This window comes from Pseudomonas sp. TH07, from assembly GCF_016651285.1.
Taxonomy (GTDB): Bacteria; Pseudomonadota; Gammaproteobacteria; order Pseudomonadales; family Pseudomonadaceae; genus Aquipseudomonas.
Genome location: NZ_JAEKED010000001.1, coordinates 3,771,777 through 3,792,403 on the forward strand (window position 1 = coordinate 3,771,777; position 20,627 = coordinate 3,792,403).

20 protein-coding genes and 1 other RNA gene are annotated in these 20,627 nt (G+C 62.6%); 10 read left to right on the forward strand and 11 right to left on the reverse strand.

Translation table 11 applies throughout. The features are described from left to right. Positions 1-24 precede the first annotated feature (24 nt). An RNA gene (gene ffs, locus JFU57_RS17525) (signal recognition particle sRNA small type) lies at positions 25-121 on the forward strand. Positions 122-397: 276 nt separating this feature from the next. Continuing rightward, positions 398-988, forward strand: a complete 591-nt coding sequence (locus JFU57_RS17530) for a hypothetical protein (protein WP_446739673.1) — start codon at positions 398-400, stop codon at positions 986-988. A 68-nt stretch (positions 989-1,056) separates the two neighbouring features. On the opposite strand, the gene JFU57_RS17535 is transcribed toward JFU57_RS17530, so the two are convergent. After that, the gene (locus tag JFU57_RS17535) at positions 1,057-1,950 is read right to left on the reverse strand and encodes a DUF2167 domain-containing protein (protein ID WP_201130198.1); all 894 of its coding nucleotides are present in this window, start codon (positions 1,948-1,950) and stop codon (positions 1,057-1,059) included. A 117-nt stretch (positions 1,951-2,067) separates the two neighbouring features. Beyond that, positions 2,068-2,934 (reverse strand): LysR family transcriptional regulator, encoded by an 867-nt coding sequence (locus JFU57_RS17540; RefSeq protein ID WP_201130200.1) that lies wholly within the window; start codon positions 2,932-2,934, stop codon positions 2,068-2,070. Positions 2,935-3,035: 101 nt separating this feature from the next. Between JFU57_RS17540 and JFU57_RS17545 the strand changes: the two genes are divergently transcribed. Beyond that, positions 3,036-3,968 carry a DMT family transporter gene (locus JFU57_RS17545; protein ID WP_242487552.1) on the forward strand — a complete coding sequence of 311 codons (933 nt, stop codon included), beginning with the start codon at positions 3,036-3,038 and terminating at the stop codon, positions 3,966-3,968. Here JFU57_RS17545 and JFU57_RS17550 read toward each other — a convergent pair. Together JFU57_RS17550 and JFU57_RS17555 are read right to left on the reverse strand one after the other, a co-directional pair. After that, positions 3,940-4,311: a VOC family protein gene (locus tag JFU57_RS17550; protein WP_078471171.1), complete on the reverse strand. Its 372-nt coding sequence runs from the start codon at positions 4,309-4,311 to the stop codon at positions 3,940-3,942. The genes JFU57_RS17545 and JFU57_RS17550 overlap by 29 nt on opposite strands. Before the next feature lie 146 nt (positions 4,312-4,457). Further along, positions 4,458-4,772, reverse strand: coding sequence for a helix-turn-helix domain-containing protein (locus JFU57_RS17555; RefSeq protein WP_020300385.1), 315 nt, complete (start codon positions 4,770-4,772; stop codon positions 4,458-4,460). A 601-nt stretch (positions 4,773-5,373) separates the two neighbouring features. Between JFU57_RS17555 and JFU57_RS17560 the strand changes: the two genes are divergently transcribed. Next, positions 5,374-7,074: a putative bifunctional diguanylate cyclase/phosphodiesterase gene (locus JFU57_RS17560; RefSeq protein WP_201130202.1), complete on the forward strand. Its 1,701-nt coding sequence runs from the start codon at positions 5,374-5,376 to the stop codon at positions 7,072-7,074. Between the two features lie 3 nt (positions 7,075-7,077). Here JFU57_RS17560 and JFU57_RS17565 read toward each other — a convergent pair whose 3' ends face one another. Further along, the gene (locus tag JFU57_RS17565; protein ID WP_201130203.1) at positions 7,078-7,851 is read right to left on the reverse strand and encodes a substrate-binding periplasmic protein; all 774 of its coding nucleotides are present in this window, start codon (positions 7,849-7,851) and stop codon (positions 7,078-7,080) included. Positions 7,852-7,989: 138 nt separating this feature from the next. Between JFU57_RS17565 and dnaX the strand changes: the two genes are divergently transcribed. The 5 genes from dnaX (at position 7,990) to JFU57_RS17590 (ending at position 13,627) form a co-directional block, all read left to right on the forward strand. Continuing rightward, on the forward strand, positions 7,990-10,098 hold the full coding sequence (gene dnaX / locus JFU57_RS17570) for a DNA polymerase III subunit gamma/tau (protein WP_201130204.1): 2,109 nt from the start codon (positions 7,990-7,992) through the stop codon (positions 10,096-10,098). Between the two features lie 67 nt (positions 10,099-10,165). After that, positions 10,166-10,504, forward strand: a complete 339-nt coding sequence (locus tag JFU57_RS17575; protein ID WP_020300389.1) for a YbaB/EbfC family nucleoid-associated protein — start codon at positions 10,166-10,168, stop codon at positions 10,502-10,504. A 185-nt stretch (positions 10,505-10,689) separates the two neighbouring features. Beyond that, positions 10,690-11,724 carry an NADP-dependent oxidoreductase gene (locus JFU57_RS17580; protein ID WP_201130205.1) on the forward strand — a complete coding sequence of 345 codons (1,035 nt, stop codon included), beginning with the start codon at positions 10,690-10,692 and terminating at the stop codon, positions 11,722-11,724. A 65-nt stretch (positions 11,725-11,789) separates the two neighbouring features. After that, positions 11,790-12,392: a recombination mediator RecR gene (gene recR / locus JFU57_RS17585; RefSeq protein WP_078471177.1), complete on the forward strand. Its 603-nt coding sequence runs from the start codon at positions 11,790-11,792 to the stop codon at positions 12,390-12,392. 86 nt (positions 12,393-12,478) lie between these two features. Beyond that, positions 12,479-13,627, forward strand: coding sequence for an acyl-CoA dehydrogenase family protein (locus JFU57_RS17590; protein WP_201130206.1), 1,149 nt, complete (start codon positions 12,479-12,481; stop codon positions 13,625-13,627). Between the two features lie 72 nt (positions 13,628-13,699). Here JFU57_RS17590 and JFU57_RS17595 read toward each other — a convergent pair whose 3' ends face one another. After that, a complete protein-coding gene (locus JFU57_RS17595) occupies positions 13,700-14,248 on the reverse strand; it encodes an adenine phosphoribosyltransferase (RefSeq protein ID WP_078471179.1) in 549 nt (182 codons plus the stop codon). 81 nt (positions 14,249-14,329) lie between these two features. Then, the gene (fnrA, locus tag JFU57_RS17600; protein WP_201130207.1) at positions 14,330-15,064 is read right to left on the reverse strand and encodes a Crp/Fnr family transcriptional regulator FnrA; all 735 of its coding nucleotides are present in this window, start codon (positions 15,062-15,064) and stop codon (positions 14,330-14,332) included. Between the two features lie 154 nt (positions 15,065-15,218). Here fnrA and JFU57_RS17605 point away from each other — a divergent pair, with 154 nt between their 5' ends. Next, positions 15,219-15,695, forward strand: a complete 477-nt coding sequence (locus tag JFU57_RS17605; protein ID WP_201130208.1) for a hypothetical protein — start codon at positions 15,219-15,221, stop codon at positions 15,693-15,695. Here the strand turns inward: JFU57_RS17605 and hemN are convergent. The 4 genes from hemN to JFU57_RS17625 all read right to left on the reverse strand — a co-directional run bounded on the left by hemN (position 15,692) and on the right by JFU57_RS17625 (position 20,602). After that, positions 15,692-17,074 carry an oxygen-independent coproporphyrinogen III oxidase gene (gene hemN / locus JFU57_RS17610; RefSeq protein ID WP_201130209.1) on the reverse strand — a complete coding sequence of 461 codons (1,383 nt, stop codon included), beginning with the start codon at positions 17,072-17,074 and terminating at the stop codon, positions 15,692-15,694. The two genes, JFU57_RS17605 and hemN, sit on opposite strands and share 4 nt — an antisense overlap. A 148-nt stretch (positions 17,075-17,222) precedes the next feature. Then, positions 17,223-17,906 (reverse strand): sulfite exporter TauE/SafE family protein, encoded by a 684-nt coding sequence (locus tag JFU57_RS17615; RefSeq protein ID WP_078471183.1) that lies wholly within the window; start codon positions 17,904-17,906, stop codon positions 17,223-17,225. Beyond that, on the reverse strand, positions 17,899-18,129 hold the full coding sequence (gene ccoS, locus JFU57_RS17620; RefSeq protein ID WP_078471184.1) for a cbb3-type cytochrome oxidase assembly protein CcoS: 231 nt from the start codon (positions 18,127-18,129) through the stop codon (positions 17,899-17,901). The genes JFU57_RS17615 and ccoS overlap by 8 nt, the downstream gene beginning before the upstream one ends. A 22-nt stretch (positions 18,130-18,151) precedes the next feature. Continuing rightward, positions 18,152-20,602: a heavy metal translocating P-type ATPase gene (locus JFU57_RS17625; RefSeq protein WP_201130210.1), complete on the reverse strand. Its 2,451-nt coding sequence runs from the start codon at positions 20,600-20,602 to the stop codon at positions 18,152-18,154. Between the last annotated feature and the right edge of the window lie 25 nt (positions 20,603-20,627).

Consider the following 20,627-nt stretch of genomic DNA (forward strand, 5'->3'; position numbering starts at 1 on the left):
AGGTGAGCGTCGTTATGGTGACCCCATCGGTCCCCCCGCAACGATTACCCGTGAACCTGGTCAGAGCCGGAAGGCAGCAGCCACAGCGGGAACATTGTGTGCCGGGGTGTGGCTGGTGGGGTTGCCTCCATAACGCTTACTCGTTGATGTTCTTCAACGAGTCTTTTCTCGAATCACTCTCCCTTTTTTGAATGCCATGCTTCAGGCTTATCGTGCTTGCGGTTGAATTTCGCCTGCCTTGGGCGCAGGGGAAGCTGCATTCGCAATGCGGTGCTGATGACGGGCATGAAGTACAAGGACGTTGTCGCCATGGCTTATAGCAGGCGCATTGAAAATGCCGACACGGCACTCAAAGGGAAAAAATAACGTGGTGATTCGACGTTCTACCTGGCTGGTCCTGACCGCTTCGGTCTTCAACCTGTACCTGGGGGATGCTGCGCTGGCGGCGACATCAACCCTGCAATCGGGCAAATACGAAGCCTTGATGCTGGCGGTAACCCCGGAACATCAGGTCGAGGGTTACTACTCCGAACAGATGGGGGAGGGCGTGAGCCGCAGTTGCACCTTTTACCTGCAAGGTAAGGTTGAGGCGGGGCGCAAGGCAGCGCTGGTCACCTGGCTTGATGTCAGCTACCCCGGCAGCCTTGAAGCCACCGCCACGGGCGTGAGCCTGACCATCGGCAAAGGCCAGCAGCACCCGGGTTGCATCAGTGTGCTGACGCCGGAGATCGCCACCGGCCTGGAGTTGACCCGGACCGCCAGCAAGAAATGGGTCAGCCTGGTCACCGTGACCGCCGACAAGGCGTACCTGCAAAAAGCCCCTGACGCCAAGGCCGGGCATCGCGCCTATCTCGTCAAGGACGATGTGGTCGGGGTGTTGGGCTTCAACAAGGGGTGGGCGCAGGTTGAGTTCATCAACGATCAGGACCGATCGTTCAGCGGCTGGATCAGCCAGGACCAATACGCGAAGTTGACGCCGAAGCAGTAAGGCGTTTATCCGCTAGGGCCTTGGGATTGGGCCGGCATCGCCCCCGCAGTACGGGGGCGATTTTTGGCTCAGGATTTCTTCTTGAACAGTTTGCGGATCAGCACGCCAAGGCCGACCAGGCCAAGCACAATGAATTTCTTGCCCGCCAGGAGCAGTACGCCGAGTTTGGCGAACAGCCCGGCCTTGCTCGCGATACCGCCGGCGACCAGGGCTGCCAGGCCGTAGGAGGCCAGTTTGTCGGTGCCCGGGTTGTAGTCGGCGTAGCGGTTGCCTTCAGTGAAGTTGGTGGAGGCCAGCACCTTCGGCATCTCACGCTTGATGGTCGGCAAGTCGGCCATGGCCGCCACCGCGTTGAGCTCCAGCACGCCCTCGCGGCCCAGCACGCGGATGCTGTAGTTCAGGGTGCTGTCCTTGGCTTCTTCGGCCTTGAGTTCGCGGGCCCAGTACATCTTGTGCGATTGCGCGTCATAGCGCGGCTGTTCGGCCCAACCCAGCAGGTAGAGAGCGCCGTAGCCCTGTTCCTTGCGTTGTTTGTTGTCTTCTTCGTCTTCGGCCTGCATTTGCTTGAGCAGGTCGTTGTAATCGATTTTTGCCGCGTCTTCGTCGGAGATATGCCCGTCGTCGTTGTAGCTGATGATCACGCCCCAGCCTTCGGCTGCCAGCGGGCTGACGTTGCTCGGGACGATCATGCCCAGGTTGTTGAAGCCGGGCGGGTTGCCCCAGCCTTCGGTGAGGAGCTTTTCGGTGTCGGTGGGGTTGAGGTAGTAGAACTCTTTACTCAGGTCGAGGCGGGCAATGTCACCAGGCAGTTTGATGCTGCCGTGCTGCGGCGAGAGTGATGCCAGGAATTGCTCCGGGGTCACCTGGTCGGCGTCGCTGCTGTCGGCAGGTGCGGCGGCGCTGGCGCTGAATGGCGCGGCATAGAGGGTCAGTGCGGCCAGGAGGAGGCGCAGGTATTTCATCGTATTCCCTTACATCTTGTGACAAAAAGATGCGCAGGATACCGGCAGCGTCGGGGGCAGCTCAATCGGATTTTTCCGTTTTGCGCCAGTACGGCAGGGCGTTGCGGCGGTTTTGAATCAGCCTTGGAGCTGCTCCTGCAGCAGGTGCGCAAAGGCGTCACGTGCCGTGTGGCGCTGGATTTCCTGGTGCCAGACAAAGCGATTCTCCACCGGCTGCAATTCGGCAAAGCGATAGATCTGCAAGCTTGCGGACTGGGCGTATCGCTCCAGTACGCCCTCGGGCACCAGGGCCATGCCTGCACCCGCACTGACGCAGCCGATGATGGTGCCCCAGCTGGCGTAGCCGGTGATCGACGCCTGGACCCCGTTGGCGCCCAGCCAGTCTTCCAGGGCACGGCGATAGGGGCAGCCGCTGGGCCACATGAACAGGGTCTGGCCGTGCAGATCGCCGGCACTGAGGATCGGTGCGGCGCAGGCATGGGTGATCAGCACCAATGGCTCGCTGTAGAGCGTGGTGCGCTGCAATTTGGCGGGCAGTGCGTCGGTGGCGACCAGGGCGCCATCGAGCCGATGGTGCTGCAGTTCGTCAAACAGCTGGGACCAGGTGCCGGTGACCAGCTCCAGGATGACGTGGGGATAACGGCGATGGTATTCGGCGAGCAGCGGCGGCAGGCGGCCTCCGGCGCAGGATTCGATTGCGCCGATGCGCAGGCTGCCACGGGGGCTGGCGTTGTGGTCGACGGCGCGCTTGGCTTCGTCCACCAGCGCCAGGATGCGTTCGCTGTAGCCGAGGAATATTTCCCCGGCCGGGCTGATTTTCAAGCCGCGGCCGGCACGGATGAACAGTGCGGTGCCCAGTTCGCTCTCCAGCTGCTTGATCCGGGTGGTGATGTTGGAGGGCACGCAATGCAATTGCAGGGCGGCACGGGCGATGCTGCCGGTGCGCGCTACCGCTCTCACCATGTTTAGTTGGGCCAGTTCCATCGTTCACTTCCAGTGAGGTCTTGGCTCAGTATCCATCAATTGTGGTGAGGTGTGCAGGGCGCGAGACTGAGGTTCTTTCCTCGGCTACCCGGACTTCATCCTTGAACATTTCCCCCATATTGAAAACGGTCCTGGCCGGCGCCTTCGTCATTCTGTGCTGGGCCTATTCCCCGGTGGGTATCCACATCGGGCTCGAGGGCTATGGACCGGGGCACCTGGCGCTGCTGCGCTTTGTCATCGCGTCGGTGTTCATGGCCGGGGTGGCCCTGGTGATGAAGATCTCCCTGCCACGCTGGCGCGATCTGCCGTGGCTGCTGGTGCTGGGATTCTTCGCAATTGCCTTGCATAACGTCAGCCTCAATTACGGCCAGCAAGGGGTCAGTGCCGGTGTGGCGAGTGTGTTGGCGCAGTCGGCGCCGATCTTCAGCACGCTGATCGCGTTTTTCTGGTTGAAGGAGCCAGTCAGCGGCTGGCGCTGGTTTTGCGTGGGGCTCGGGCTGTTCGGGGCGCTGCTGGTGATGGGCGCCGATCGTGGGTTGGCCGGGATTGAGCCCAGGGGACTGCTGATTTTGCTGGCGGCTTTTTCCTGGGGGGTGTATTTCGTTTTGCAGCGTCGTTACTCGGGGTATTACGGGGTGCTGACCACGGTGTGCTACATGGTCTGGTCCGGCACTCTGTTGCTGACTGTGTATGCACCGGGCCTGGCCCAGGCAGTGGTGCAGGCAACATGGCGGGTGAACCTCGCGGTGCTGGTGCTGGGGCTGTTTCCCAGTGCATTGGCTTACCTGGCGTGGGCCTATGTGCTGGCGCGCACCGAAGTCAGTCGGGCGGCGATTGCGATGTACCTGATCCCACCGCTGGCGATGCTGCTGGCGTCGCTGGTGTTGCACGAACCGTTGCGACCCGAAGTGCTGCTGGGGGCCTGCGTAGTGTTGGGCAGTGTACTGGCGATGCAGTGGGAGGGGCGTTGGCGCAAGGGCAGGGGCGCGCCAGCAGCGGGGCAGATCAGTCGAGGGTCAGCGCAAAGACCCTGAGCCGGTGCCCGTCCGGATCGACGGCGACAAAGGTGTAGCCAAAATCCAGGGCGATGGGGGCGAGGAGGATGGGCTGGCCCAGTTCGCTCCAGCGCTGATGCAGGCGGTCGACCTCGGCCAGGCTGTCCACCGCAAGGCCCAATTCGGCCGCGCCCGGGAGTGCCTGGGGCGAAGGCTCTACGGTGTGCCGGGACCACAGCCCGAGCTTGAGACCCGAATCCAGGATGAACAGGGCGAAGGTCGGCGACAGCTCCACGGGCGGCTTGTCCAGCAGGCGGCTGTAGAAGTGGGCGCTGGTGGCCGGGCTGTCGACGTAAAGCAGAAGGTAGGTGTGGGTCATCATGCGACTCCGATTTCCGTGCTGGGTGGCTGAACAGAGGCCACCAGCTTAAGTGGCGCAGCTGTCAGTTCCTGTCAGGAGTCGTGGTTGAAAAAAACCAGGCAGATTATCGCGGGCGATAGCCTGCCTTGTTCGTGCATGACTGGGCTCTAAGGCTTGGACAAGGCCTGGTCAACCGCTGCTATCAGCTTTCCCAGATCCTTCGGGGGGGCGTTGTGAATGACACCGAACAAATAAGCTCGCTGTTCGTCTTCCTCGCCCATATCGGCAAAAAAGGCTTTCAGCTTCACTCCCAGAACATCGGCAAACAGAAACAGAGCTTCAACGCTGGGGGTGTAGGTGCCGGTTTCGAAGCGGCTGATGGTTTTAGGGTCAAAACCGGTTTTTTCACCTAGTTCAGCCTGAGTAAGCCCCGCTACCTTGCGATAACGTCTTATGGCTGGACCCAAACTTGAAATTTGCATCGCTCAATTCCCATTTAGAATCAAGAACTTAACGATAAATCTTTGCATTAGACAACACCATGATTCATCACCTTGCTTTGCAAAATGTGATGTATTTCGTAGAATCGACGCTTCGGACAGGTATTTGGTGATCTGGTTTCAGAAGGCGGAGTTTGCGAAACAGGAACTCATTGCATTTGCCCTGTCCGCCCGGACCCGAGGATATGGCGCGCGCTGGACGTCTCGTTAACCTGCGCCAACACTCCGTCGCCACCGTGCCCGGTGCCCTGTTTGATCCTAGTTGATCTTCGTCTACCCGAAGCTCGACCGTCGCGCAAACCGCTGTACGGCTGCAACCCCGGCATCAGTGTCGGTGGAGCCTTGCCGCCCCGAAGTACATTGCGAACAGCCCGCAGCCGGCCACCCCGGCATGGGTTTGGAATGCTCTCCATGGAGTTCTAACGTGCGTCTCAAATTGCCGGTTACCTGTGTTGAACGGATCTTTCCGGGGCAGCAGCGGCTCGATGTCCGGTGCCCCGGTGCTCCGGATCCAAAACGAATCTCTTCCGGGCCCCAGGCCCTGGTCGAGCGGTTCAACCGCTAGCGACAGTGAGCCTGACTCATGGATGAGAAATACCGCAGGGCCGTAGACGCAGCCGCCATTTTTTCCGAGACCGATCTGGACGGGCGTATCACTTACGTTAACGACCTGTTCTGTAAAGTCTCGGGTTACAGCCGCGAAGAGTTGGTGGGCGCCGATCACAAGATCCTCAGCTCCGGCCTGCACCCGCCCGAATTCTTCACCTCCCTGTGGCGCACCATTGCCCTGGGCCAGGTGTGGAAGGGTGAAATCTGCAACCGGGCCAAAGACGGCACCCTGTATTGGGTCGACAGCACCATGGTGCCGCTGCTCGACGATTCTACCGGGCGCGTGATGCGCTATGTGTCGATCCGCTTCGATGTCAGCGAAAACCGCCAACTCCTGCATTCATTGCAATGGCGGGTGGGGCATGACGTGCTCACGGGCTTGCCCAATCGGGCGTTTCTCTCCGATCTGTTGAACCAGGCACTGGCGTTTTCCCGCCAGGAAGACATCCCCCTGGCGGTATGCATGCTCGATCTCGACGGCTTCAAGGCGGTCAATGATGGTTATGGGCATGCCTGCGGTGACCTGCTGCTGGTCGAAGTGGCCAGCCGCTTGCGCAGCATTGTGCGTGGCGAGGATGTGGTGGCACGGCTGGCCGGTGACGAGTTCGTGCTGATTCTGCGCTATGTGCGCGACGTTCAGGAGTTGCGGGCGGCCCTGCACCGGGTGCTGAGTGCGATTTCCACGCCCTATTCGATTCAGGGCAAGGAAATCAATGTCTTCGCCAGTATTGGTGTGACCCTGTTTCCGGCGGACAACGACGACGCCGATACCTTGCTGCGCCATGCCGACCAGGCGATGTATGTGGCCAAGCAGGGCGGGCGCAATCGCTTCCATCTGTTCGATGTGTCCCGCGATCGCGAGGTCAAGGCTACGCACCAGACGGTCGAGCTGGTGCGCCATGCCCTGAACGCCGGGGAGTTGTGCCTGCATTTCCAGCCCAAGGTGAATATGCGCACCGGTTCGGTGGTCGGTTTTGAAGCCTTGCTGCGCTGGCAGCACCCGCAGCGCGGGCTGGTGGGTCCCAATGAGTTTCTGCCGCTGGTGGAAGAAACCGACCTGATCGTGGATATCGGCGAGTGGGTCATGAATCAGGTCATGACTCAGTTGCAGCAATGGCAAGTGAGCGGTCAGGGTTGGCCGATCAGCGTCAATATTGCCGCGCGGCACTTCCAGCGCGCTGATTTCGTCGAGCGTCTCAGAGCGCTGCTGGCGCGTTATCCGCAGGTGGCGCCGCAGTTTCTGGACCTGGAGATTGTCGAATCGGTGGCGATCGAGAATATCGAGCACGTCAGCGATTGCCTGCAGGCCTGTCAGGCCCTGGGCGTGCAGTTTTCCCTGGGGGATTTCGGCACCGGCCATGCCTCCCTGAGTTACCTCAAGCGCCTGTGCACTCAGACCATCAAGATCGACCGGGTATTTGTCGCCGATATCCTGCAAGACCAGAACGATCTGGCCCTGGCCCAGGCGCTGATCGGCCTGGCCCGTGCGTTCGGGCGCAAGGTGGTGGCCGAGGGCCTGGAAACCCGCGAGCACGGGGAGGTGTTGATGGCCCTGGGCTGTGACGTGGCCCAGGGCTACTTCATTGCCCAGCCGATGCCGGCTCAGGAGATTCTGCGCTGGGTGGCGAGTTTCAGCGCCCCTCTGGAATGGCAGGCCCGGGAAGTCGCGTTGTGAGGCTCAGGGCTGATCGGCGACCGGCGCGGCCTCCGCTGACTCGCGGATGCCGGTGTAGAGCTGGATGATGTCGTCGATTTCGCCGGACATTTTCATCCGCAGCAGGGTGCGCAATATGGTTTGCACCGGCACCTGCGGGTCATTGCGCACGTAGCAGCCGATGGCCTGTTCCTGCAGGACCGCCACGCTGTGCAATTGTTTGTCGGGCATCAGCCGCTGGTTGAACCAGTTCAGGGTCCATTGATTGCTGACCGCATAGTGGTAGCGGCCGGCGCCGAGTTTCTCCAGCACCTGTTCCTGGTTGCGCGCATCGTCGCGTACCAGTTGGCCGCGTTCGAAAAGCGGCTGCAGGGACGGGTAGGTGTAGCTGAGCACCGTGCCGATGTTTTGTGGCGGCAGGTTCGCGGCCGTGATCGCCTGTGGGTCTTGCCCGGTACTGACCAGCAGATCGCGCTGCACGAACAGCGGAATGCTCCAGATGTAGTCGCCCGACTGATTGGGCAGCCAGGACTGCGCGACATAGCAGCGCACGTCGATTTCACCGCGCTCCATGGCGGCCTGTACCCGCGCCCGTGCCAGGACATGAAATTCGGCGGGGCGACCGACCTGGGTGGCGAGGCTGGCCATCATGTCGTGGAGGATGCCCTGGGTCGGTTTGCCCGCCTCAATCTGCACCAGGGGCATGGCCCAGCTATCGGCGATCGCAAAACGCAGCGCCGGCTCGCTGGCCGAGGTACTGGCACTGATCAGTAGCAGGGCGCCCCAGGTTAAGCGCATACGATCTCCGTCCGTGATTAGGCCGCTTGCAGCCCCGCAAAATGCAGCTTAGCCAGATTAGACGAGCACACCGGATGCAATTTCGCCCTTGCTCCGCTAGCATTACCGGCTTCCGCTTCCCAGTTGCGACGGTTTTCGATGAGTTATCAGGTTCTTGCACGTAAATGGCGTCCGCGCTCGTTCCGCGAAATGGTCGGCCAGACCCATGTGCTCAAGGCTCTGATCAATGCCTTGGACAGCCAGCGGCTGCACCACGCCTATCTGTTTACCGGCACCCGCGGGGTGGGCAAGACCACCATCGCGCGGATCATTGCCAAATGCCTGAACTGTGAAACAGGTATCACTTCCACGCCCTGTGGCACCTGCTCGGTCTGCCGCGAGATCGACGAAGGGCGCTTCGTCGACCTGATCGAGATCGACGCCGCGAGCCGAACCAAGGTCGAAGATACCCGCGAACTGCTGGATAACGTGCAGTACGCGCCGAGCCGCGGGCGCTTCAAGGTCTACCTGATCGACGAAGTGCACATGCTTTCCAGTCACTCGTTCAACGCCCTGTTGAAAACCCTGGAAGAGCCGCCGCCCTACGTCAAATTCATCCTGGCCACCACCGATCCGCAGAAACTTCCTGCAACCATTCTGTCGCGCTGCCTGCAGTTCTCCCTGAAGAACATGACGCCGGAGCGTGTGGTCGAGCATTTGACCCACGTGCTGGGCGTCGAGAACGTGCCGTTCGAAGACGACGCCCTGTGGCTGCTGGGGCGTGCCGCCGATGGCTCGATGCGCGATGCCATGAGCCTGACCGACCAGGCCATCGCCTTTGGTGAAGGCAAGGTCATGGCTGCCGACGTGCGGGCGATGCTCGGTACCCTGGACCACGGTCAGGTATTCGATGTCCTGCATTCACTGATCGAAGGCGATGCCAAGGCATTGCTTGAGGCGGTGCGCCACCTGGCCGAGCAAGGCCCGGACTGGAATGGAGTGCTCTCGGAAATTCTCAACGTGCTGCACCGCGTCGCCATTGCCCAGGCATTGCCCGAGGGTGTCGACAACGGCCATGGCGACCGCGACCGGGTGCTGGCCCTGGCCCAGGCCCTGCCGGCCGAGGATGTGCAGTTCTATTACCAGATGGGTCTGATCGGCCGGCGCGACCTGCCGCTGGCTCCGGACCCACGAGGCGGCTTCGAGATGGTGCTGCTGCGGATGCTGGCCTTCCGTCCGGCAGACACTGCGGACGCGCCGAGGCAGGCGCTAAAGCCAGTGGGGATCAGCCAAGCCACAGTTGATTCCGCTCAATCCGTGGCGCGCACCGTACCTGCTGCACCCGTAGCGGCAGTGGTGGCGCCGGTCGCTGCTGTCGAGCCTGTCGCCCCCGTTGTCCCACAGGCTGCCCCACCAGCCGTGCCTGAGCCGGTAGTGGCGGCCGTTGTGGCCCCAGCGCTTGAAGTCGTCCCCGAGCCGACGCCCGAACCGCCGGTTGCCGAAGCGCTGGTCGACTTGCCGTGGAATGACCCGGTTGAGCCGAGCATCGAGCAACAGCCCGCTGTCGAACCGGTGCTGGAAACCGCCGCCGAGCAGCCAGAGCTGACGCCGATGCCGACCCCCACGCCTGACAGCGTGGTGCCGGACGCGCCGGAGTGGGTCAGCGCGCCGGTGCCGGAGCCGACGGTGGCCGAGGTGGACGCCGCGACACCAGGTATCGACCTGGACGACGAGCCGCCGTTGGACGAGGACTATATTGAGCCGGACATGGATTCGGCCTACAGCTACCTGGACGAACTGGCCAGTGAGCACGCCGCTGAACCGGCCCCCGAGCCGGAACCGGAGCCTGCGGCGATGCCGGCCACCGGCCTGGCATTGGAGTGGTTGGAGCTGTTCCCGAAACTGCCGATTTCCGGCATGACCGGCAGCATTGCCGCCAACTGCACCCTGATGGCGGTGGACGGCGACAACTGGTTGCTGCACCTGGACCCGGCGCACAGCGCGCTGTTCAACGCGACCCAGCAACGCCGGCTCAACGATGCACTGAATCAGCATTTCCAGCGCACCTTGAGTATCAGCATCGAGCTGATCAAGCCCGAGCAGGAAACCCCGGCCCAGGCCGCATCGCGGCGGCGGGTCAATCGCCAGCGCGAGGCCGAGGAGTCGATCCACGGCGATCCGTTCATCCAGCAGATGGTGCAACAGTTCGGCGCGGTGGTTCGGCACGATACTATTGAACCTGTCGAGGCCTTGGTCACTCAGGGCTAATAACTGAAGGGCGCCGGGTCCTGTTGGCCGGGCGCGATGTTTATCCAAGTACTTTGAGGTGATTCCCATGATGAAAGGTGGCATGGCCGGCCTGATGAAGCAGGCGCAGCAGATGCAGGAAAAAATGGCCAAGATGCAGGAAGAGCTGGCCAACGCCGAAGTCACCGGCAAGGCGGGTGGCGATATGGTCACCGTGGTCATGACCGGTCGTCACGACGTCAAGCGTGTCAGCATCGACCCAACCCTGCTTGAAGGTGTCAGCGAGGATGACCGCGAAGTACTGGAAGACCTGTTCGCTGCGGCGGTCAACGACGCTGTGCGCAAGATCGAAGCCAATAGCCAGGACAAAATGTCCGGCATGACTGCAGGCATGCAATTGCCTCCAGGCATGAAGCTGCCGTTCTGATTCGCGCGAGCGCATCGGATGTAGTACAAAAAAGCCAGGCTTCGAGCCTGGCTTTTTTTTGCTTCAGCGCACCTGCCCGGCGCCGGCGATGCCTGGCATGAACAGGTAGAAACTTCGAACGCCCCCGGCATGTCGCGGTCTGCACCCTGTATGACCCATTCAATCCTTGATAAGGAGCGCCTCTGATGTCGCAAGCATTGACCCTCAACCAGCGCGTGGTTCTGGTTTCCCGGCCGAACGGAGCGCCTGTGCCGGAAAACTTTCGCCTGGAGCGCGTGGCGTTGCCGGACCTGGCGGACGGCCAGGTACTGCTGAAGACCTTGTACCTGTCGCTGGACCCCTACATGCGTGGACGCATGAGTGATGCACCGTCCTATGCTGCGCCCGTCGAGATCAATGAAGTCATGACCGGCGGTGCTGTCAGCCAGGTCGAACGCTCGCGCAACCCGAAATTTCAGGAAGGTGACCTGGTGGTGGGCGCCACCGGTTGGCAGAGCCACAGCATTTCCGACGGGCGCAATCTGGTGCCGGTGCCGGTGGGGCTGCCCAGCCCGTCCATGGCCTTGGGGGTGCTGGGCATGCCGGGCATGACCGCCTACATGGGGTTGATGGACATCGGCCAGCCTAAGGCCGGGGAAACCCTGGTGGTCGCAGCGGCCTCCGGCGCCGTGGGCTCGGTGGTAGGGCAGGTGGCCAAGCTCAAGGGGCTGCGAGTGGTCGGGGTGGCCGGCGGTGCCGAGAAATGCCGGTATGTGGTTGAGGAATTGGGTTTTGATGCCTGTATCGATCACCACCGCCCAGATTTTGCCGACGAACTGGCCCAGGCCTGCTTCAAGGGGGTGGACATCTATTTCGAGAACGTCGGCGGCAAGGTGTTCGATGCGGTGTTGCCGCTGCTCAACCCGAAGGCACGGATCCCCCTGTGCGGGCTGATTGCCCAGTACAACGCCCAGGAGGCGCCACCCGGACCGGATCGCCTGCCGCTGCTGCAACGTGCATTGCTGACCAAACGCGTGCGCATCCAGGGTTTTATCGTGTTTGATGACTACGCTGATCGCCAGCCGGAGTTTGTCAGCGCCATGGCGCCCTGGGTGCGCGAAGGCAAGGTCAAGTTCAAGGAGGACGTGGTCGATGGCCTGGAACAGGCACCTGAAGCCTTTATCGGCCTGCTCGAAGGGCGCAACTTCGGCAAGCTGGTGGTGCGCGTCGCGCAACCTTGAGCATTTGACGCTAATCGGAGGCGCGGGTATAAACCGCGTCTCGTTGTTTTGTCGGACCTTTGCCCATGAGCTTCAGCCCCCTTATTCGCCAACTGATCGACGCCCTGCGCACCTTGCCCGGTGTCGGTCAGAAAACCGCCCAGCGCATGGCCCTGCAATTGCTCGAACGCGACCGCAGCGGCGGCTCGCGGCTGGCCCTGGCCCTGAGCCAGGCCATGGAGGGCGTGGGTCATTGCCGGCTGTGCCGGACCCTCACCGAAGACGATCTGTGCCCGCAATGCTCGGATAATCGCCGCGACGACACCTTGCTGTGTGTAGTCGAGGGGCCGATGGATGTGTACGCGGTGGAGCAGACTGGTTATCGCGGCCGCTATTTTGTGCTCAAGGGGCATTTGTCGCCGCTGGACGGCCTTGGCCCTGAAGCCATCGGTATTCCACAACTGGTGGCGCGCATCGAGGAACAGGGCAGTTTCACCGAGGTGATTCTGGCGACCAACCCCACGGTCGAGGGCGAGGCTACGGCGCACTACATTGCTCAACTGCTGAGCAACAAGGGCCTGGTGACCTCGCGTATTGCCCATGGCGTGCCGCTGGGTGGCGAGCTGGAGCTGGTGGACGGCGGGACCCTGGCCCATTCGTTCGCCGGGCGCAAACCTATCGCCTTGTAAGGACTCGTGGCGCGCCGAGCGTGGCGCCGCCTTGAAAACCAAGCAAGCGCTTGGTAAGTTCCTCCGACCTTCAGAGGAGCTTGCCGATGTCTGCCTGCCAGGAATACTTCGACCCCAGCCACCAATTGATCCGCGATAGCGTGCGACGTTTTGTCGAGCGCGAGATCCTTCCCGATATCGACCAGTGGGAAGAGGCCGAGACCTTTCCCCGCGAGTTGTACCTCAAGGCCGGCGCTGCCGGGATCCTCGGCATCGGCTATCCGGAGGCACTGGGCGGCAGCCATGAAGGTGACGTGTTCGCCAAGATTGCCGCCAGCGAAGAGCTGATGCGCAGCGGCTCCGGCGGCCTGGTGGCGGCCTTGGGGTCACTGGATATCGGCTTGCCGCCGATCGTCAAATGGGCCCGGGCGGAGGTTCGTGATCGGGTGGTGCCCCAGGTACTGTCCGGGGAGAAAATCAGCGCCCTGGCGGTGACTGAGCCCGGCGGTGGCTCGGATGTGGCCAATCTGCAAACGCGGGCCGTGCGCGAGGGCGATTATTACCGGGTCAGCGGCAGCAAGACCTTTATCACCAGCGGTGTGCGCGCGGACTTCTACACCGTGGCGGTGCGCACCGGGGCGCCGGGCTTTGGTGGTATCAGCCTGCTATTGATCGAAAAGGGTACCCCGGGCTTCAGCGTCGGCCGTCAGTTGAAGAAAATGGGCTGGTGGGCCTCCGATACCGCCGAGCTGTTCTTCGATGATTGCCGGGTGCCTGTGGAACATCTGATCGGCGCCGAAAACATGGGGTTTGCCTGCATCATGGGCAACTTTCAGAGCGAGCGGCTCGCCTTGGCACTGATGGCCAACATGACCGCGCAACTGGCTCTGGAAGAGAGCCTGAAGTGGGCGCGTGAGCGTGAGGCGTTCGGCAAACCCATCAGCAAGTTTCAGGTGCTCAAGCATCGCCTGGCGGAGATGGCCACGGCGCTGGAAGTCTCACGGGAGTTCACGTATCGGCAGGCCGCGAAAATGGCCGTCGGCAAGAGTGTGATCAAGGAGATTTCCATGGCCAAGAATGTGGCCACCGACACCGCCGACCGCATCACTTATGACGCGGTGCAGATCCTCGGCGGGCTGGGCTACATGCGTGAAAGCCTGGTGGAGCGGCTGTACCGCGACAATCGCATCCTTTCCATCGGCGGTGGCACCCGGGAAGTGATGAACGAAATCATCAGCAAGCAGATGGGGTTGTAGCGCGATTTGCCGGCAAGGCCGCTGCCGCATTGCATGGGGCGGTAGCGGCGGGCGTGCCGGCGAGAAGGATAATCAGCGCTCAGTCAGGGAAAACCGGGTCAGGCAAAAGGTCGGGATGCCCATGTCTTCCAGTTTTTGCGAGCCACCCAGTTCCGGCAGGTCGATGATGGCGGCGGCTTCGAAGATCTTCGCTCCCATGCGTCGTACCAGGTTGGCCGCGGCGATCAGGGTGCCGCCGGTCGCGATCAGGTCATCGAACATCAGCACCGAGTCGCCTTCGCACAGGCTGTCGGCGTGCACTTCGAGGAAGGCCTCGCCGTACTCGGTCTGATACCCCTCGGCCAGCACATCAGCAGGCAGCTTGCCCTGTTTGCGGAACAGGATCAGCGGTTTGTTCAGTTGGTAGGCGATGATCGAGCCGATCAGAAACCCACGGGCATCCATGGCGCCAATGTGGCTGAAGTCTTCTTCGACATAACGCTGGGCAAAGCTGTCGGCTACCAGGCGCAGGGCCTTGGGCGACTGGAACAGGGGGGTGATGTCGCGAAAGATGACGCCCGGTTTCGGAAAGTCGATGACGGGGCGGATCAGGGATTTGATGTCGAAGCTGTCGAAGACCATCGTGAGGGTGTCCTGGCGGGCAAATGGGCCGCGCCAGTATACCCGCGCCTGCGCCGCTTGGCTCGGCGCGGGCGGGCGGGGTCAGACTTCCAGTGCCCCGCCGGCGAGGGCGCAGAGCTGGATCGGATCAAGGATGTGCACTTCCTTGCCTTCGGCCGCGATCAGTTCGTTCTGCTGGAAGCGCGTGAACACCCGGGACACGGTTTCCACCGCCAGGCCCAGGTAATTACCGATTTCGTTGCGCGACATGCTCAGACGGAACTGATTGGCCGAGAACCCGCGAGCCCTGAAGCGCGCGGAGAGGTTGACCAGAAAGGTCGCAATGCGTTCGTCGGCGGTTTTTTTCGACAGCAGCAGCATCATTTGCTGGTCGTCACGAATTTCCCGGCTCATGACGCGCATCAGCTGGCGGCGCAACTGTGGCAGTTGCAAGGCCAGTTCATCGAGGCGTTCGAAAGGAATTTCGCAGACTGATGTGGTTTCCAGCGCCTGGGCGGAAACCGGATGGCTTTCGGTGTCCATCCCGGACAGGCCTACCAGCTCGCTGGGCAGGTGGAAGCCGGTGATCTGTTCTTCGCCGCTGTCGCTCAGGCTGAAGGTCTTGAGCGCGCCGGAGCGTACCGCATAGACGGAGTCGAATTTATCGCCCTGGCGAAACAGGAATTCGCCTTTCTTCAGTGGCCGACCACGTTTGACAATTTCGTCCAGCGCATCCATGTCTTCCAGATTCAGAGAAAGTGGCAGGCAGAGGGGGGCCAGGCTGCAATCCTTGCAATGGGCCTGGTTGTGAGCGCGCAGTTTAACTGGCTCGGACATTACTAAAATCCTTGTGGGGAAACACACATAAGCCGTAAGGGTACCTCACAGTACAAGGTTCAAGCCAGTCCGCGCCGCAGTGACGTTCAGTCGTAAAGCATTCCTTTCAGGGGTCGATAACCTGTCATCGCCAATCGTGCAGGGAACCTAAATCATGTCTTCCATTGGCAGCATTTCCAGTGGCAACAACAACTTGCAGTCACTGATCGAGCCTTCGCCGATAGCTGGCGATGACCCCTCTCATGCGGCCAATGGGGCCATTGCACTCAGTGCCGAGGGCGTCAAAGTGTCGCTGTCCGGTGCCGGGCAAAGTAAATCCTCCGCTGCCAAGGGCTCCGACAACGATATTGAAGAAAGCGGCCTGCCCGAGAATATCCAGCAACTGTTGAAGATGATTCGCAAGTTGCAGCAGCAGATCGCCGAAAAATTGGCCGAAATGCAGGCGGTCATGGCCGACAAACATCTCACGCCGGAACAGGTCAAAGCCCGACTCGGCAGCTTGCAAGCCGCCTTGGCGGGGCTCAATGCCGGTTTGCTGACCGCCAACAACGCCTTGGCCAAAGCCATGAAAACGTCCGGCCTGTCTCCTGAGCAAGTGCTCAAGGCCGCCTCCTTGTTGATGAAGTCCTAGATCACCCGGGAAAACCGCTGACGATTCTGTTGTTCCAGGTAGGCGTCGAACACCATGCACACCGAGCGCACCAGAAGGCGCCCGGCGGGCAATACGGTGATGCCGGTGCTGTCCAGCTCAATCAGGCCGTCATTGGCCATGGCCCGCAGTTGTGGCCACAGGTCTTTGAAATAGCCGTGAAAGTCGATATTGAACGCCTGTTCGATGGCTTCGAATTGCAGGCTGAAATTGCAGATCAGTTGCTGAATCACCTCGCGCCGCAGCCGATCGTCCGGGTTGCACACCAGCCCGCGGCTGGTGGCCAGTTGGGCGCCGGCCAGGGCGTTCTGATAGTGATTGAGGTCGCTGCTGTTCTGGCAGTACAGGTCGCCGATCTGGCTGATGGCCGAGACGCCGAGACCAATCAGGTCGCAATGCCCGTGGGTGGTGTAGCCCTGGAAGTTGCGCTGCAGGGTCGAGTCTTCCTGGGCAATGGCCAGCTCGTCGTCGGGCAGGGCGAAATGGTCCATGCCGATATAGCGATAGCCCGCCGCTGTCAGTTGCTCGATGGTGCGCTGGAGCATCTGCAATTTGTCGGCCGGGGCCGGTAGTTCATTGCCGTTGATCCGCCGCTGAGGCATGAAGCGCTCGGGCAGGTGAGCGTAGTTGAACACCGAGAGCCGATCCGGCTGCAGGTTGATCACCTCGTCCACGGTGCGGGCGAAGTTGTCCGGGGTCTGCTTGGGCAGGCCGTAGATCAGGTCGATGTTGATCGAGCGAAACTGCAGGGTGCGCGCGGCTTCGATGACAGCGCGGGTTTCTTCCAGGCTTTGCAGGCGGTTGACCGCACGTTGCACGGCCGGGTCGAGGTCCTGCAGGCCGATGCTGACCCGGTTGAAGCCCAGCTCGCGCAGCAGGCCCATGGTCGACCAGTCGGCTTCACGGGGATCGATCTCGATGCCGTAGTCGCCGGAGTCGTCGTCCAGCAGGTTGAAGTGCTTGCGCAGCTGGGCCATCAGTTGCCGCAGTTCGTCATGGCTGAGAAAGGTCGGGGTGCCGCCGCCGAAGTGCAGCTGCTCGACTTTCTGGTTGGGGTCCAGGTGGCAGGCGATCAGCTGGATTTCCTGCTCCAGGCGCTGCAGGTAGGGCTGGGCGCGGCCGCGGTCCTTGGTGATGACTTTATTGCAGGCGCAGTAATAGCAAATGTTGGCGCAGAACGGCACATGCACATACAGCGACAGCGGGCGCAGGGCCTTGCGACTGTCGCGAAGGGCGTGCAGCAGGTCGAACGTACCGACCTGGCTATTGAATTGCACGGCGGTCGGATAAGAGGTGTAGCGAGGCCCCGCCAGGTCGTAACGGCGGATCAGATCAGTGTCCCAACGAATGGCGTCGAGCATGCGGGAATTCCCCCGGATAGGCTGGCAGTGTTCGCGAGTCTAGGGGGTCGATGCGGCGCCCATCTTGATTTGCATCAAGGGTGGTCGGTGGCTCGCGGGTCGATGCGACCAGCGTAAAGCGTGATGCTAGACGCCTGTCGGACTTTCCTCAGTGCCCCATCAGCCAGTGCTGGTGCGGGCCGGGCAGGGTCCAGATACCAAACAGGATCACCAGCAGGCCACCCGTCATGCGGATGCTGCGCTTGCGCAACAGGGCCGTGACCCGCTCGGCGGCCAGCCCGGTGGCCAGCAGCACCGGCCAGGTGCCCAGGCCGAAAGCCAGCATCAATAGTGCGCTGTCCACGGCATTCCCCTGGCTGGCCGACCACAGCAGGGTGCTGTAGACCAGCCCGCACGGCAGCCAGCCCCAGAGCGCGCCCAGGAGCAGGGCGCGGGGCAGGCTCGACACCGGCAGCAAGCGATTGGCGAATGGCTGTATATGGCGCCACAGGCCGCGTCCGAGGCTTTCGATGCGGGTCAGGCCGCTCCACCAGCCGGCCAGGTACAGGCCCATGACAATCAGCAGCAGCCCGGCGAGTACCCGCATAAACAGCGCCGCCGGGCTGTTGGCCACCGCCCATCCGGCGAGACCGAGCAACAGGCCGGCCGTGGCGTAACTGAGAATCCGCCCCAGGTTGTAGGCCAGCAACAGGCGAAAGCGTCGGCTGCGCTGCTCTTTGGGGATTGCCAGGGTCAGCGCGCCCATCAGGCCGCCACACATGCCCAGGCAATGCCCGCCGCCGAGGAGGCCGAGGATGACGGCGGAAACCAGCAGCGGCGCCAGTTCAAGCATGGGGCGGTGCCTGGTCTTTGCCGGGCGCCGGCTCAGCCTCGGGCTGGCCTTTGGCTTCGTCGACGGCGGCCTGGTGCTTCGGGTCTTGGTCGTCGAACAGAATGCTGTGGGCCGGGCCGTCGAGGTCGTCGTACTGACCGCTGTCGACCGCCCAGAAGAAGATGTAGATGGCGATGCCCACGATCAGCAGGGCCGCCGGGATCATCACATAAAGAGCTGGCATCTGGACTCCATGCTCGCGCGGCTCAAGCCGGCAACGGGCGGGTTTCAGGCGTGGCGCTGGCTGCCTGCACGGCTGGCATGCGGGTCAGGCGCAGTGCGTTGAGCACCACGGTCAGGGAACTGATGGACATGCCGACCGCAGCCCAGACGGGAGTGATCCAGCCGAGGGCGGCGAACGGCAGCATGAGGCCATTGTACAGCCCGGCCCACAGCAGGTTTTCGATGATCACCCGCCGGGTACGCCGGGCCAGGCTGAAGGCCTGTACCAGGGCCTCCAGGCGATTGGACAGCAGCACCGCGTCGGCACTGGTTTTCGCCAGGTCTGTGGCCGAGCCCATGGCCACGCTGATATCGGCCGCGGCCAATACCGGCACATCATTGACCCCGTCGCCGAGCATCAGCACCTTGCGCCCCTGTTGATGCAACTGTTGCAGGACTTGCAACTTGTCATCCGGGCGCAAGCCGCCGTGGGCTTCATCGATCCCCAGTTCAGCGGCGACACTGGCAACCATCGGCGAGCTGTCGCCGGACAGCAGCAAGGTGCGCCAGCCGCGTGCCTTGCAGGCGGCGAGCAGGGCACGGGCGTCGGCGCGCAGCCGATCATCCAGGACGAACCAGGCCAGCGGGCCCTGGCGGTTGCCCAGCAGCAGCCATTGTCCGGCCTCATCAGGCAGGGCTGGCAGTGCCGCGCCGCTCAGGGCGCAGACAAAGGCCGGCTGGCCGATGCGCAAGTGCTGTTCGCCGACTCGGCCTTCAAGGCCCAGGCCCGGGGTGCTGAGTACTTCTTCGGCTGCCACCGGGGCGCGTCCGAATGCGCGGGCGATCGGGTGCTCCGAACGATTTTCCAACGCGGCGGCAAGGCCCAGGCACTGCTCGCTGTCGAGGTGGCTCAGCGGCCGGATGGCGCGCAAGGCCAAGCGCCCTTCGGTGAGGGTGCCGGTCTTGTCGAAAATGACCGTATCGATCTGGTTCAGGCCCTCCAGTACATGGCCGCGAGTCAGCAGCAGGCCCAGTTTGTGCAGGGTGCCGGTGGCCGCGGTGAGGGCGGTCGGGGTGGCCAGGGACAGCGCGCACGGGCAGGTGGCGACCAGCATCGCCAGAACGATCCAGAACGCCCGGGAGGCATCCAGTTGCCACCACAGCAGGCCGATGGCGGCTGCGGCGATCAATGACAGCAGGAGGAACCACTGGGCGGCGCGGTCGGCGATTTCCGCTAGGCGCGGCTTCTCCGCCTGGGCCCGGTCCAGCAGGCGCACGATGGCCGAGAGGCGGGTGTCCTGGCCCAGGGCCAGAACCTCGACGGTCAGCGCGCCCTCGACGTTGAGGGTGCCGGCGGTGACCGCATCCCCAGTGGTGCGCGGTTGCGGCAGGTATTCTCCGGTCAGCAGCGATTCATCGACGCTCGATTGGCCGTCGAGGATCTTGCCATCGGCCGGCAGTATGGCGCCGGGGTGCACCAGCACCCGGTCGCCCAGGGCCAGTTCGCTGAGCAGGATGCGCTCGCTCTGGCCGTCCGCGCCCAGGCGCAGGCACGAGGCGGGCAGCAGGTTCACCAGTTGTGCGGTGGCGGCAGCGGTACGTTCCCGGGCCCGGCGCTCCAGGTAACGCCCAGCCAGCAGGAACAGGGCGAACATGCCCACCGCATCGAAGTACAACTCGCCTACCCCGCTGATGGCGGTCCAGATCCCGGCAATGTAGGCGCCGCCAATGGCCAGGGACACCGAGACGTCCATGGTCAGGTGGCGGGTGCGCAGGTCGCGCATGGCGCCCTTGAAGAACGGTGCGCAGCTGTAGAACACGATCGGGGTGGTCAGGAACAGCGCGACCCAGCGCAGGATGGTGTGCAGTTCGGGGCTGAGGTCGATGTTGAATTCCGGCCAGGTGGCCATGGTGGCCATCATCGCCTGGAACCACAGCAAGCCGGCCACCCCCAATTGGCGCAGGGCCAGGCGATTTTCGCTGGCCAATTGCTCGGAGGCGCGATCGGCCTGGTAGGGGTGGGCCGCGTAGCCGATATGCCGCAGTTCACTGAGCAGTTGGCTCAGTGGCAGTTGGCTGTCGACCCAGCTTACGTGCAGGCGATGGTTGGACAGGTTCAGGCGCGCCTCAGCCACGGCGGGCAGGCTGCGCAGGTGTTTCTCGATCAGCCAGCCACAGGCGGCGCAACTGATGCCCTCCATCAGTAGCGTGGTTTCTGCCAGGTCGCCCTGGTGCCGGACAAAGGGTTTTTGCACATCGGCGCGGTCGTAGAGCGCCAGTTCATCCACCAGTTGCACCGGCAGCGCCTCAGGGTTGGCCGAGGCTTCGCTGCGATGCTGGTAGTAGCTTTCCAGGCCGCCGGCGACGATCGCCTCGGCAACCGCCTGGCAGCCGGGGCAGCAAAATTCGCGGGCCTGGCCCAGGACGACAGCGGTGAAGCGGCTGCCGGACGGAACCGGCAATGCGCAGTGGTAGCAGGGGAGGGGCGTGGTCATGTGCGTAGCCATTAAAACCGTTGTG